Origin of the sequence: Franconibacter helveticus LMG 23732, assembly GCF_000463115.2 — a bacterium.
Classification (GTDB): Bacteria; Pseudomonadota; Gammaproteobacteria; order Enterobacterales; family Enterobacteriaceae; genus Franconibacter; species Franconibacter helveticus.
In genome coordinates this window covers 1-13,058 of the sequence record NZ_AWFX01000029.1, presented here as the reverse complement: position 1 = coordinate 13,058, position 13,058 = coordinate 1, and the positions used below count along the sequence as shown (strand labels likewise).

At 56.1% G+C, this 13,058-nt stretch carries 14 protein-coding genes and 1 other annotated feature; of the genes, 10 read left to right on the top strand and 4 right to left on the bottom strand.

All coding sequences use genetic code 11. The features are described 5' to 3' along the window. Positions 1 to 101: 101 nt before the first annotated feature. The 4 genes from DW56_RS08530 to DW56_RS08515 form a co-directional block, all read right to left on the bottom strand. Positions 102 to 1,466, bottom strand: coding sequence for an APC family permease (locus DW56_RS08530; protein WP_024552609.1), 1,365 nt, complete (start codon positions 1,464 to 1,466; stop codon positions 102 to 104). 187 nt (positions 1,467 to 1,653) lie between these two features. Beyond that, positions 1,654 to 2,952: a 4-aminobutyrate--2-oxoglutarate transaminase gene (gene gabT / locus DW56_RS08525; protein WP_024552610.1), complete on the bottom strand. Its 1,299-nt coding sequence runs from the start codon at positions 2,950 to 2,952 to the stop codon at positions 1,654 to 1,656. A gap of 124 nt (positions 2,953 to 3,076) precedes the next feature. Beyond that, on the bottom strand, positions 3,077 to 4,003 hold the full coding sequence (locus DW56_RS08520) for a LysR substrate-binding domain-containing protein (protein ID WP_024552611.1): 927 nt from the start codon (positions 4,001 to 4,003) through the stop codon (positions 3,077 to 3,079). A 49-nt stretch (positions 4,004 to 4,052) separates the two neighbouring features. Next, positions 4,053 to 4,877: an SDR family oxidoreductase gene (locus DW56_RS08515; protein ID WP_024552612.1), complete on the bottom strand. Its 825-nt coding sequence runs from the start codon at positions 4,875 to 4,877 to the stop codon at positions 4,053 to 4,055. 187 nt (positions 4,878 to 5,064) lie between these two features. On the opposite strand from DW56_RS08515, the gene hisL reads away from it, so the two are divergent. The 10 genes from hisL to DW56_RS08470 all read left to right on the top strand — a co-directional run bounded on the left by hisL (position 5,065) and on the right by DW56_RS08470 (position 13,013). Next, entirely contained in the window at positions 5,065 to 5,112 is a 48-nt protein-coding gene (gene hisL, locus DW56_RS22365) for a his operon leader peptide (protein WP_110877335.1), read from the top strand. After that, positions 5,088 to 5,209: a sequence feature (His leader region), on the top strand. Its footprint overlaps the gene before it by 25 nt. A 37-nt stretch (positions 5,210 to 5,246) precedes the next feature. Continuing rightward, on the top strand, positions 5,247 to 6,146 hold the full coding sequence (gene hisG, locus DW56_RS08510; RefSeq protein ID WP_024552613.1) for an ATP phosphoribosyltransferase: 900 nt from the start codon (positions 5,247 to 5,249) through the stop codon (positions 6,144 to 6,146). A 5-nt stretch (positions 6,147 to 6,151) separates the two neighbouring features. Beyond that, entirely contained in the window at positions 6,152 to 7,456 is a 1,305-nt protein-coding gene (hisD, locus tag DW56_RS08505) for a histidinol dehydrogenase (RefSeq protein ID WP_024552614.1), read from the top strand. Next, positions 7,453 to 8,535 carry a histidinol-phosphate transaminase gene (hisC, locus tag DW56_RS08500; protein ID WP_024552615.1) on the top strand — a complete coding sequence of 361 codons (1,083 nt, stop codon included), beginning with the start codon at positions 7,453 to 7,455 and terminating at the stop codon, positions 8,533 to 8,535. The genes hisD and hisC overlap by 4 nt, the downstream gene beginning before the upstream one ends. Then, positions 8,532 to 9,599, top strand: coding sequence for a bifunctional histidinol-phosphatase/imidazoleglycerol-phosphate dehydratase HisB (hisB, locus tag DW56_RS08495; RefSeq protein ID WP_024552616.1), 1,068 nt, complete (start codon positions 8,532 to 8,534; stop codon positions 9,597 to 9,599). Before hisC ends, hisB begins: the two co-directional genes overlap by 4 nt. Further along, positions 9,599 to 10,189: an imidazole glycerol phosphate synthase subunit HisH gene (gene hisH, locus DW56_RS08490; RefSeq protein WP_024552617.1), complete on the top strand. Its 591-nt coding sequence runs from the start codon at positions 9,599 to 9,601 to the stop codon at positions 10,187 to 10,189. The genes hisB and hisH overlap by 1 nt, the downstream gene beginning before the upstream one ends. Further along, positions 10,190 to 10,927, top strand: a complete 738-nt coding sequence (hisA, locus tag DW56_RS08485) for a 1-(5-phosphoribosyl)-5-[(5-phosphoribosylamino)methylideneamino]imidazole-4-carboxamide isomerase (protein ID WP_024552618.1) — start codon at positions 10,190 to 10,192, stop codon at positions 10,925 to 10,927. Then, on the top strand, positions 10,909 to 11,685 hold the full coding sequence (gene hisF / locus DW56_RS08480) for an imidazole glycerol phosphate synthase subunit HisF (RefSeq protein WP_024552619.1): 777 nt from the start codon (positions 10,909 to 10,911) through the stop codon (positions 11,683 to 11,685). Before hisA ends, hisF begins: the two co-directional genes overlap by 19 nt. Then, on the top strand, positions 11,679 to 12,287 hold the full coding sequence (gene hisIE / locus DW56_RS08475; RefSeq protein WP_024552620.1) for a bifunctional phosphoribosyl-AMP cyclohydrolase/phosphoribosyl-ATP diphosphatase HisIE: 609 nt from the start codon (positions 11,679 to 11,681) through the stop codon (positions 12,285 to 12,287). The genes hisF and hisIE overlap by 7 nt, the downstream gene beginning before the upstream one ends. Before the next feature lie 369 nt (positions 12,288 to 12,656). Then, positions 12,657 to 13,013: an acyltransferase family protein gene (locus DW56_RS08470; protein ID WP_029589758.1), complete on the top strand. Its 357-nt coding sequence runs from the start codon at positions 12,657 to 12,659 to the stop codon at positions 13,011 to 13,013. Positions 13,014 to 13,058 lie beyond the last annotated feature (45 nt).

The window sequence follows — 13,058 nt, the reverse complement described above, 5'->3', positions numbered from 1 at the left end:
TAGCCGCCGAAACATGGCGCTTTCGTCAGTCTGGTTACCCCTCTTGCTGCGACACCAACAAAAAAGGCTCCTTACCAGGAGCCTTTTTCTTTTCGCCTGAATCAGGCGATATCTTCGTTGTACTGCGGAACCGGGTTACGGAAGCTGCGGGTTACGCACGCCAGATAAACCACACCGATACCGCCCCAGATGAGGCCCAGCACCATAGAGCTCTCTTCCAGGTTCAGCCACAGCGCGCCTACCGTCAACGCGCCGCAAATCGGCAGGATCAGGTAAGTGAAGTGGTCTTTCAGCGTCTTGTTGCGCTTCTCGCGGATCCAGAACTGTGAAATCACAGAGAGGTTCACGAAGGTAAACGCCACCAGCGCGCCGAAGTTAATGAGCGCGGTCGCCATCACCAGGTCGAAGTTAATCGCCATCAGCGCAATCGCGCCTACCAGCACCACGTTCAGCGCCGGGGTACGCCACTGCGGATGAACGTAGCCGAAGAAGCGGTTCGGGAACACGCCATCGCGGCCCATAACGTACATCAGGCGCGCAACGCCTGCATGCGCCGCCATACCGGAAGCCAGCACGGTAATGGTGGAGAAGATCAGCGCGCCCACCTGGAAGGCTTTACCTGCTACATAGAGCATGATTTCCGGCTGTGACGCATCTGGATCTTTAAAGCGCGAGATATCCGGGAAATAGAGCTGGATAAAGTAAGTCGCGAAAATAAAGATAAGCCCGCCAATCAGCGCCGTCAGGAAAATAGCGCGCGGAATAACGCGGCCTGCGTCTTTTGTCTCTTCAGACAGGTTGCTGATGCCGTCAAAACCGGTGAATGAGAAGCACAGGATAGTCGCCCCGGTGATCATCGGAATGACATGCGCGTTTTCAGACCAGAAAGGACGGGAACTCACCAGCGTGCCCGCGCCTTCGCCCTGGGAAACGCCATAAATCACCATGCCCAGAATAACGGCGATAAGCACGACTTGCAGCACCACGATAATGGTATTGAAGTTCGCTACGCCTTTCAGGGTACGCATGTTAAAGACGGTCATAAAGGCGACCAGCGCAATAACGAAGATCCACGATGGAATGCCAGGCACCAGCGCTTCAAAATAGATTTTCGCCAGCAGGATGTTGATCATCGGCGCGAACAGATAGTCGAGCAGCGAAGACCAGCCCACCATAAAGCCCACGGTGGGGTTAATCGCTTTCTGGGCGTAAGTGTAGGCGGAGCCAGCGGACGGGAAACGGCGCACCAGCTTACCGTAGCTCAGCGCGGTAAAGAGAATCGCTACCAGCGCGAAGGCGTAAGCGGTTGGTACGTGGCCATCCGTCAGGCCGGAGACAATACCAAACGTATCGAACAGCGTCATAGGTTGCATATAGGCAAGGCCCATCATTACAACCGGAATCAACGTAAGTGTTTTACGTAACTCCACGCGAGAGGTTTTACCGGTGGTGACGTTATGCGACATGGTTATTTCCCCCTACGGCGAAAGCCATCGCAAAAGCAATAAATTGCCCCATCTTATTTTCTTCCTCAGCGACACGACTGTCGATTTTTAGTAAGTATCTATCCGGTACGAAGCCCGGCCTCTTGAATTTAATTACGATGCCTGCCTGCAAAAAAATAACCGACGCGTTTAACGTCGGTTACTTATCTCATTTTGCAGGGCGCGTATTTTGCACCACTTTGAGGCTCGATGACAAGATGTTGAGGCCCTCATCAATAATTTCTTTTTCCGCCGTTAGCGGAATAAGAAAACGAATGACGTTGGCGCGCACGCCGCAGGAGAGTAAAACCAGCCCCTGGCGCCCCGCTTCCTGCACCAGCAGTTGGGTGAGCGCTTTGTCAGGACGATGGCTGTCGCGGTTTTCGACTAACTCCATCGCCACCATCGCGCCAAGCCCGCGCACGTCGCCGATGCAGTCAAACTCCTCAGCCAGCGATGTCAGACGGCTGATAAGCCATTCGCCCTGCGCCTGGGCGCGCGCGTTAAGCTGCTCTTTTTCGATAAGCTCAGTAACCGCAAGGGCCGCGGCGATACTCACAGGCGAACCGGCATAGGTGCCGCCAAGACCGCCCGGCAGCGCTTTATCGAACAGCGCTTTTTTGCCCACCAGCGCCGCCAATGGAAAACCGCCCGCAAGACTTTTCGCCATCGTCACGAGATCCGGCTCCACCTCTGAATGTTCAATAGCAAAGGTTTTACCGGTGCGGCAAAAACCGCTCTGGATCTCATCGACAATCAGCACGATGCCGTGCTTATCGCACAGCGCGCGAAGCTGCTTCATAAACTCCGGCGAGGCGGCGTAAAACCCGCCCTCACCCTGTACCGGCTCGATAATAATCGCCGCCACTTCGTCAGGCGCGACGTCGGCGGCGAATATGCCCGCCAGCGACGCCAGCGCCTGGGTGTCGCTCACGCCAAGGTAAGCGGCGGGATAAGGCGCATGGTAAATCCCTGCCGGAAACGGCCCGTAGCCTTTTTTATAGGGTTGCACTTTGCCGGTCAGCGCCATGCCAAGCAGCGTGCGGCCATGGAACGCGCCGCGAAACGCAATGACGGCCGAGCGGCCTGTCGCAATGCGCGCGACTTTAATCGCATTTTCAACCGCCTCCGCGCCCGTGGTGAGAAACAGCGTCTGGCATGGCTCGCTTATCGGCGCCAGTTGATTAAGGCGCTCCGCCAGCTCAATGTAGTTGCCATAGGGCGTGACCTGAAAACAGGGGTGGGTGAAGTGCTCCAGCTGCGCCCTGGCGGCTTCAATCACCGCCGGGTGATTGTGTCCGGTATTCAGCACCGCAATGCCTGAAGCGAAATCAATATAGCGCCGCCCTTCCACATCCCAGAGTTCCGCATTTTTTGCCCGCTCAATGTAAACCGGCAGCGCGTTGCCCACCCCCTGCGGCACGGCGTCGACGCGCCGTTGCTGCCATTGCTGGTTAGTCTGACTCATACAACCTCCTTGCGCATAAAACCCCTGCGTTAAAAACACAGTGGTGAAAGTAAAAACGTTTCTGGCAGGGATCTGCCTGTTTTAAACATAGACGAGCGCAAGAAAGTCAAAGTATGAAATTTACTCAGCCTCCGTCATGCGGCGCGGGCGCAGAATACAGCTCGGCAATTTCGCTGTTGTTGAGGATTTGATCGCGCCACCATGCGCAGGCAAGCCCGGTGGTTTGCTCATTCCAGCCAATCCAGACCGGTTCGTAAGAGACGTGCGAAGCCACCTCTTTTTCCACCAGCGCGCCGCTGTTGAGATAGGTCTGCGCAAGGTAGCGTGGGAGCCAGCCGCAGCCAATGCCGCGCAGCTGCAACTCAAGCTTGGTTTTGAAATCAAACACGGTGACCGCGTCCTGGTCGTCCAGCACGCCGGATGCGAAGGAAAGATGCGAACTTGCCGGGTCAGCGACCGCCACGGCGCGGTAACGCTTGATAAGACGCCGTGAAAGCGGCTCCTGCGCCTGCGCGAGAGGATGCTGAGGCGCAACGGCGAAGACGCTTGCCAGATGGCCAAGCAGCGTAAAAGCAAAGCCGCTTAGCGGCGGCGGCGCGCGCATGGCGCCGATGACAATGTCCACGCGCCCCTGCGTCAGCGCCTCCCAGGAGCCGCCCAGCACGCCGTTGATAAATTTCAGCCTCGTCATCTCATGCTGCTGCAAAAAAGCCTCGATATGCGGAAAAAGAAGCGAAAAGGGAAAGGTATCGTCAATGCCAATCACCAGTTCATTTTCCCATCCCTGATGCAGTTTAACCGCCTGCTTTTCCAGATCGCTTACCGTTTGCAGTACTTCGCGGCCTTTTTCCAGCAGCATGGAGCCTGTAGGCGTAAAGCGGGCGCGGTGCCCGCTGCGATCGAGCACCTGAATATTCAGGTCGCTTTCTAATTTGTGAACGGTATAGCTGAGAGCGGAAGGAGTTTTGTAAAGCCGGGAAGCGGCAGCGGCGAAGCTGCCTTCTTTGTCTAATGCATCAAGGATCATTAATACATCAAGCAATGCTTTCATTGTCGCCTCTTGCGCTGTACAGCACGTTTATAGGCGTCAGGAACGGCAGCTATTCCATTGGCATCACTAACGGATCGGGGTAGAGATATTCAAAACCAAGTTCATTGCAAATGCGGTTGCCGTCTATCAGTTTACCTTCTCCACCCGCAGCCGCTTCGCTGAAGCGAGGCGGTTCAAGCCCAAGCAAACGCGCCATATGCGGGTAAAATATGGCGCGCGCCGGATGTTGAGGAGCACAAATATTATATATATGACCGCCTTTCGGCGCCTGCAAAAGTAATTGTATTGCGCCGATCACATCGTCGAGATGCACAAGGTTAACGCCATGCTGGCCGTCCGGCGCGATTTTGCCGGCAAAAAAACGCCCGGGGTGCCTGCCCGGCCCCACTAATCCCGCCAGGCGAAGAATATCTACCGAGGTGCCAGGCAGATTATGCAGCCAGTCCTCCAGCTCCCTGAGCGTTTTGCCGCTTTCTGTTACAGGATTGCGCGGCGACGTTTCTTTCATCATGCCGCTGCCATTGCCATAAACCGAGGTTGAGCTGGTGAAAATAATGCGCTTCACGTTGTGAGCCAGCGCGCTGTCGACAATCTCCTGCACCGCCTGCATATAGAACTCGCCGTTGCCGCCGGTTCGGCGGGCGGGCAGCGTTAATACCAGCGCGTCAACATTTAACAGCGCATCCAGGTCGTCGCTGTCGCAAACCAGCTCCGGTTGCAGCACCAGAGGGTAACTCTCGATGCCGCACATGCGCGCCGCCTCAACGCCATCCTGCGTGGTTTTACTGCCGGTGACGCGCCACCCTCTTGCTGAAAGCGACAGCGCGAGCGGCATGCCTAACCACCCTAACCCCACAATTGCGACCTTTTTCATCCTTTCACCTCTCCTGCGGCTGCTTGCTAACTTACTCAGTTTAGGCTACGCCAGCGGCGTCTGGCTGACAATTCACAGCGGCAATATGATGATTTTTAATGATGAAAAAAAGCGCTTGCATTCTTCGGCTCGTATGGTTTACGGTTAAAGCCAGTTAATGAATAGTCATTCAGACGAGAAATTCACAATGCGCGTTCAGTTTAAAAACCACCACCATCACCATCATCCTGATTAGTCTTTCAGGCGATGTGTGCTGGAAGACGATTGGCTCTTCCAGTGGTGCATGAACGCAGAAAAAGCCCCCGGAAGATCCACTTCCGGGGGCTTTTTTTATGGACCGATTACAGACAGGATCACGAGGACACCAAGATGACCGATAACACCCGCTTGCGCATAGCTATGCAGAAATCTGGCCGTTTAAGCGACGACTCACGGGAACTGCTCGCCCGTTGCGGCATAAAAATCAATCTTCACACCCAGCGTCTGATTGCGCTGGCGGAGAATATGCCAATAGACATTCTGCGTGTGCGTGACGACGATATTCCGGGCCTGGTGATGGATGGCGTGGTGGACCTCGGCATCATTGGTGAAAATGTGCTGGAAGAAGAGCTGCTCACGCGCCGCGCTCAGGGTGAAGACCCGCGTTATTTCACGCTGCGTCGGCTTGATTTTGGCGGTTGCCGCCTGTCGCTCGCTACCGCCGTGGACGAACCCTGGGATGGCCCGGCCTGCCTGAACGGCAAACGCATCGCCACCTCTTATCCGCACCTGCTCAAACGCTACCTCGACCAGAAAGGCGTGCAGTTTAAATCGTGCCTGCTGAACGGTTCCGTGGAAGTTGCCCCGCGCGCGGGCCTCGCCGACGCTATCTGCGACCTCGTCTCTACCGGCGCAACGCTTGAGGCCAACGGCCTGCGCGAAGTGGAAGTTATCTATCGCTCCAAAGCCTGCCTGATTCAGCGCGACGGCGAAATGCCGGAAATGAAGCAGAAGCTTATCGACAAACTGCTGGTGCGCATTCAGGGCGTGATCCAGGCCCGGGAATCCAAATACATCATGATGCACGCGCCGACCGAACGCCTGGAAGAAGTCATTGCCCTGTTGCCGGGCGCCGAGCGCCCTACCATCCTGCCGCTGGCGGGCGACCAGCAGCGCGTGGCGATGCACATGGTAAGTAGCGAAACCCTGTTCTGGGAAACAATGGAAAAACTTAAAGCCCTCGGCGCCAGCTCTATCCTCGTGCTGCCGATTGAGAAGATGATGGAGTAAGCGCCATGACCTTTAACACGCTTATTGACTGGAACCGCTGCGATACGGCACAGCAGCGCGCATTGCTGACGCGCCCGGCGGTGGCTGCGTCTGACAGCGTTACCCGCACCGTCGCTGATATTCTCGATAACGTTAAAGCCCGGGGCGATGCGGCGCTGCGCGAATACAGCGCGAAATTTGATAAAACCGACGTGACGGCGCTGAAGGTCACGGCTGAAGAAATTGATGCGGCAGCAGCGCGGCTTGGCGATGAAATAAAAGAGGCGATGGCGGTGGCTGTCGCCAATATTGAGCGCTTTCATCTCGCCCAGCGCCTGGCGACGGTGGATATTGAAACCATGCCGGGCGTGCGCTGCCAGCAGGTCACGCGTCCTGTCGCCTCGGTGGGCCTGTATATTCCCGGCGGCTCAGCCCCGCTGTTTTCCACTGTGCTGATGCTGGCGACGCCTGCGCGGCTGGCGGGCTGCGGCAACGTCGTGCTCTGTTCGCCGCCGCCGATTGCCGATGAAATCCTTTACGCGGCGAAACTGTGCGGCGTGCAGGACGTCTTTAAAGCGGGCGGCGCCCAGGCTATCGCCGCGCTGGCTTTCGGCAGCGAAACGGTGCCTAAAGTGGACAAAATCTTCGGCCCGGGCAATGCGTATGTGACAGAGGCGAAGCGCCAGGTCAGCCAGCGCCTTGACGGCGCCGCCATTGACATGCCGGCGGGGCCTTCTGAAGTGCTGGTCATTGCCGACAGCGGCGCCACGCCCGACTTTGTCGCTTCCGACCTGCTTTCCCAGGCGGAGCACGGCCCGGATTCGCAAGTGATTTTACTCACGCCGGATAACGCCATGGCGCAGGCCGTGTCTGAAGCGGTAGAACGCCAGCTGGCGGCGCTGCCGCGCGCGGAAACGGCGCGCAAAGCGCTTTCCGCCAGCCGCATTATCATCGCCCGCGATCTGGCCCAGTGCGTGGAGATATCCAATCAGTACGGACCGGAGCACCTGATAATCCAGACCCGCAACGCCCGTGAACTGGTGGATAGCATTACCAGCGCAGGCTCGGTATTCCTGGGCGACTGGTCGCCGGAATCCGCTGGCGATTACGCTTCGGGTACTAACCACGTGCTGCCGACTTACGGTTATACCTCAACTTACTCAAGCCTCGGTCTGGCGGATTTCCAGAAGCGCATGACCGTGCAGGAGCTGTCGAAACAGGGCTTCGCGAGCCTTGCGAAAACCATTGAGACCCTGGCGGCGGCTGAACAGCTTACCGCCCATAAAAACGCCGTCACGCTGCGTGTCGCTGCCCTTAAGGAGATGGAATGAGCATTGAAGAACTGGCCCGCGCCAACGTGCGCGCGCTGACGCCTTATCAGTCTGCCCGTCGTCTGGGCGGCAGCGGCGACGTCTGGCTGAACGCGAATGAATATCCGGTGCCGGTTGAGTTTCAGCTTACCCGGCAAAACCTCAACCGTTACCCCGAATGCCAGCCAAAGCAGGTGATCGAGCGCTACGCCGCTTATGCAGGCGTGCAGCCGGAGCAGGTGCTGGTAAGCCGCGGCGCCGATGAAGGGATCGAGCTGTTAATCCGCGCGTTCTGCGAGCCGGGACAGGATGCCGTGCTTTACTGCCCGCCCACCTATGGCATGTACAGCGTCAGCGCAGAGGCTTTCGGCGTGGAGTACCGCACGGTTGCGGCGCGGGAAGACTGGCAGCTCGATTTGCCCGCAATTGAGGCGCAACTCGACGGCGTGAAGGTGGTGTTTGTTTGCAGCCCCAATAACCCGACCGGCCAGATTATCCATCCGCAAGATTTGCGCGCGCTGCTGGAAATGACCCGCGGCAAGGCGCTGGTGGTGGCGGATGAAGCCTATATCGAATTTTGTCCGCAGGCGACTGTGGCTGGCTGGCTTACTGAATACCCGCACCTGGTCGTGCTGCGCACGCTTTCAAAAGCCTTCGCGCTGGCGGGCTTGCGCTGCGGCTTTACGATTGCCGGCGAAGAGATTATCAACCTGTTGCTGAAAGTGATCGCCCCCTACCCGCTTTCCACACCGGTCGCGGATATCGCCGCCCAGGCGCTTAGCCCGCAGGGCATTACGCAAATGCGCGAGCGAGTGGCGGAAATCAAGCTGAATCGCCAGTACCTGGTGTCGGCACTGAAAGAGGTGCCGTGCGTCGAGCAGGTTTTCGACAGTGAAACCAATTACGTGCTGGCGCGCATTACCGCCTCCAGCGCGGTGTTTAAATCGTTATGGGATCAGGGCATTATTTTACGCGACCAGAACAAACAGCCTTCGCTGAGCGGTTGCCTGCGCATCAGCATCGGCACCCGCGAAGAGTGTCGGCGCGTGATTGATGCCCTGCGTGAACAACCCGGCCTTGCGGCCATGGAGCGTGTATGAGCCAGAAGATTCTCTTTATTGACCGGGACGGAACGCTTATTGCCGAACCGCCGACAGATTTTCAGGTGGATCGTTTCGATAAGCTGGCGTTTGAGCCGGATGCGATCCCCACTCTGCTGAAGCTGCAAAAAGCGGGCTTTAAGCTTGTGATGATCACAAACCAGGATGGCCTTGGCACCGGGAGTTTCCCGCAGGCGGATTTTGACGGCCCGCATAACCTGATGATGCAGATCTTCACCTCCCAGGGCGTAGTTTTCGATGAGGTGTTGATCTGCCCGCATCTTCCTGCCGACGCCTGCGACTGCCGTAAGCCGAAAATCCTGCTGGTTCAGGGTTACCTGGAAGAAGGCGTGCTGGACAAAGCCAACAGCTACGTGATTGGCGACCGCGCCACTGACATCGAACTTGCGCAGAACATGGGTATCCAGGGGCTGCGCTATAACCGCGCTGAGCTTAACTGGGCCGCTATCGGCGAGAAGCTGACGAAGCGCGACCGTTTCGCGCAGGTTTCCCGCAACACTAAAGAGACGCAAATTGACGTTAAGGTGTGGCTCGACCAGGAAGGCGGCAGCAAAATCAACACCGGCGTCGGCTTCTTCGACCACATGCTCGACCAGATTGCCACTCACGGCGGCTTTCGCATGGAGATTGCGGTTAAAGGCGACCTCTACATTGACGACCACCACACGGTGGAAGACACCGGGCTGGCCCTCGGCGAAGCGCTGAAGCTGGCGCTTGGCGACAAACGCGGCATTAACCGTTTTGGCTTCGTGCTGCCGATGGATGAATGCCTGGCGCGCTGCGCGCTGGATATCTCTGGCCGTCCGCATCTGGAATATAAAGCGGAGTTTACCTACCAGCGCGTGGGCGATCTCAGCACGGAAATGGTGGAACACTTTTTCCGTTCGCTCTCCTACACCATGGGCGTGACGCTGCACCTGAAAACCAAAGGCAAAAACGATCATCACCGGGTGGAAAGCCTGTTTAAAGCCTTTGGCCGCACGCTGCGCCAGGCGATACGCGTGGAAGGCGACACCCTTCCCTCTTCCAAAGGGGTGCTGTAATGAACGTGGTGATCCTGGACACTGGCTGCGCCAACCTCTCTTCCGTTAAATGGGCTATCCAGCGGCTGGGTTACGAGCCGCGGGTAAGCCGTGAGCCTGATATTGTGCTGCGCGCCGACAAGCTTTTTCTGCCCGGCGTCGGCACCGCGCAGGCGGCGATGGACCAGCTACGCGAGCGCGATCTTATCGATCTGATCAAAGCCTGCACCCAGCCGGTGCTGGGGATTTGCCTCGGCATGCAGTTGCTGGGGTCGCGCAGCGAAGAGAATAACGGCGTGGAAACGCTCGGCATTATTGATGAAGCGGTGCCGCACATGACCGACGTTGGCCTGCCGCTGCCGCATATGGGCTGGAACCGCGTCTATGCGAAAGCGGGCGACCGGCTGTTTCGCGGCATTGAAGACGGCGCCTGGTTCTACTTCGTCCATAGCTATGCGATGCCGGTGAACCCGAGCACCATCGCGCAGTGTCATTACGGCGAGCCGTTTACCGCCGCCGTACAGAAAGATAACTTCTGGGGCGTGCAGTTCCACCCGGAACGTTCGGGCGCCGCGGGCGCGCAGCTGCTGAAAAATTTCCTGGAGATGTAAATGATTATTCCGGCACTGGATTTGATTGACGGAAAAGTGGTGCGTCTCCATCAGGGAGATTACGGCCAGCAGCGCGACTATGGCAGCGACCCGTTGCCGCGCTTGCAGGATTACGAAGCGCAGGGCGCGCAGGTGCTGCATCTGGTGGATTTAACCGGCGCGAAAGAGCCGGCGAAACGGCAGATCCCGCTGCTGAAAACACTGCTGGCGGGCGTGAGCGTGCCGGTGCAGGTTGGCGGCGGCGTGCGTACCGAAGATGACGTTGCCGCGCTGCTCGAGGCGGGCGCCAGCCGCGTGGTGGTGGGTTCCACCGCGGTGAAATCGCCGCAAACGGTGCAACAGTGGTTCGAACGTTTCGGCGCGGATGCGCTGGTGCTGGCGCTGGACGTGCGTATTGATGAAGCAGGCCGCAAGCAGGTGGCCGTCAGCGGCTGGCAGGAGAACTCCGGCGTAACGCTGGAGGCGCTGGTAGAGAGTTATTTGCCCTTTGGCCTGAAGCATGTGCTCTGTACGGATATTTCCCGCGACGGCACGCTTTCCGGCTCCAACGTCGCGCTGTATGAAGAAGTGTGCGCCCGCTATCCGCAAGTGGCGTTTCAGTCTTCCGGCGGCATCGGCGGGCTGGATGACATTCGCGCGCTGCGCGGCTGCGGGGTGAAAGGCGTGATTGTCGGACGCGCGCTGCTTGAAGGTAAATTCACTGTAACGGAGGCGATTCAATGCTGGCAAAACGGATAATTCCTTGCCTGGACGTGCGCGACGGCCAGGTGGTTAAAGGCGTGCAGTTCCGTAATCACGAAATCATCGGCGATATCGTGCCGCTGGCGAAACGCTACGCCCAGGAAGGCGCCGATGAACTCGTCTTTTATGATATTACCGCTTCGAGCGATGGCCGCGTGGTGGATAAAAGCTGGGTGTCTCGCGTGGCGGAGGTTATCGATATTCCTTTTTGCGTGGCGGGCGGCATTAAAACGCTGGATGACGCGGCGCAGATCCTTTCCTTCGGCGCCGACAAAATTTCTATTAACTCCCCTGCTCTGGCGGACCCGGAGCTTATCACCCGCCTTGCGGATCGCTTTGGCGTGCAGTGTATCGTGATTGGCATTGATACCTGGTTTGACAGCGAGACGGGTAAATATCATGTGAATCAATATACAGGCGATGAGAGCCGCACCCGGGTTACCGAATGGGAAACGCTCGACTGGGTACAGGAAGTGCAAAAGCGCGGCGCCGGAGAGATTGTGCTTAACATGATGAACCAGGATGGCGTGCGCAATGGCTATGACCTGACGCAGCTTAAAAAGGTGCGCGACGTTTGCCACGTACCGCTGATTGCCTCAGGCGGCGCGGGCACGATGGAACACTTCCTGGAAGCGTTTCGCGATGTGAATGTGGATGGTGCGCTGGCGGCATCGGTGTTTCACAAACAGATTATTAATATTGGCGAACTGAAAGCGTTTCTGATTCAGCAAGGCGTGGAGATTCGAGCGTGTTAACAGAACAACAGCGGGCCCAACTGGACTGGGCAAAAACCGACGGGCTGCTGCCGGTCGTGGTGCAGCATGCGGTTTCCGGCGAAGTGTTAATGCTGGGATATATGAACGAAGAGGCGCTGCGCCAGACGGAAGAAAGCGGAAAAGTGACGTTTTTCTCGCGCACCAAACAGCGGCTGTGGACCAAAGGCGAAACCTCAGGCCATTTCCTGAATGTCGTCACTATTACGCCAGACTGCGATAACGACACGTTACTGATACTGGCGAACCCCATCGGACCCACGTGCCATCTCGGCACCTCCAGCTGCTTTGGCGAGGCGCATCACCAGTGGCACTTCCTTTATCAGCTTGAAGAATTGCTCGCCGCGCGTAAAACCGCCTCGCCTGAGAGTTCGTATACCGCAAAGCTTTACGCCAGCGGCACCAAGCGTATTGCACAAAAAGTGGGAGAAGAAGGCGTGGAAACCGCGCTGGCCGCAACGGTACGCGACAAAGACGAGTTGGTTAACGAAGCGTCTGACCTGGTATATCACCTGCTGGTGCTGTTGCAGGATCAGGAGTTGGATTTAAGCGCGGTGATAGAGAACTTGCGGGGCAGGCACTAAAAATAAAATTTATTCAAACTAGCTGCTCCTTGTAGATAGCCTAATGATCAATGATGAGCAGCTTTTTTAAATATCAACAATTAGCAAATGCCATTATTTAATGCAAAAACTAAAAAAATTGTTTTGTGTATATGAGCGATATAATAAATTTTCACATTACGCTTTCGGCTTTTCTTAATGAAACGATTTTGCAAAAAACGTAAGGCCGTACACTAGCATTTGAGCTGAAAACACGTAGTTTCAATGGCATTTAAAATTAGAACGTAATTGTGCAATTTTGTGCAAACAGTAAAAAAACATTGTCGTTTTGCTAAAAGTAAGATTTAATAATCTTACTTTTAGCAAACTATATCTAAACAAGGCAATACTATGTCTTTAGAAGTAAAACCCATGCCTACTCTCACGAGAGATCCTGTCTTTTTCTCGTATATGATTAGGTTAATTTCGTTTTTTGCCGTTGTGCTATTTCATTTTAATGTAGCGGTTACGCAATTTTATCCCAACTCAATGCTTATCGGAAAGTTGAGTTACGCTAACCAAACAGTTGGTGACATGGCAATTTCTCTTTTTATTATAACCTCTGGATTTTCTCTCGAAATGAGCACAAGAGGACACTTTAATATAAAGAAATACTTAGCTAAGCGCTTTATCTCAATTTATCCAGCATTCTGGGTGTGCTATATATTAGTGGGCTTATTTGGTGATGCTGCCAACTTACTGATTTAGTGTATGATGGTGTTTTTGAGGTGCTCCGGTGGCTTCTGTTTCTAT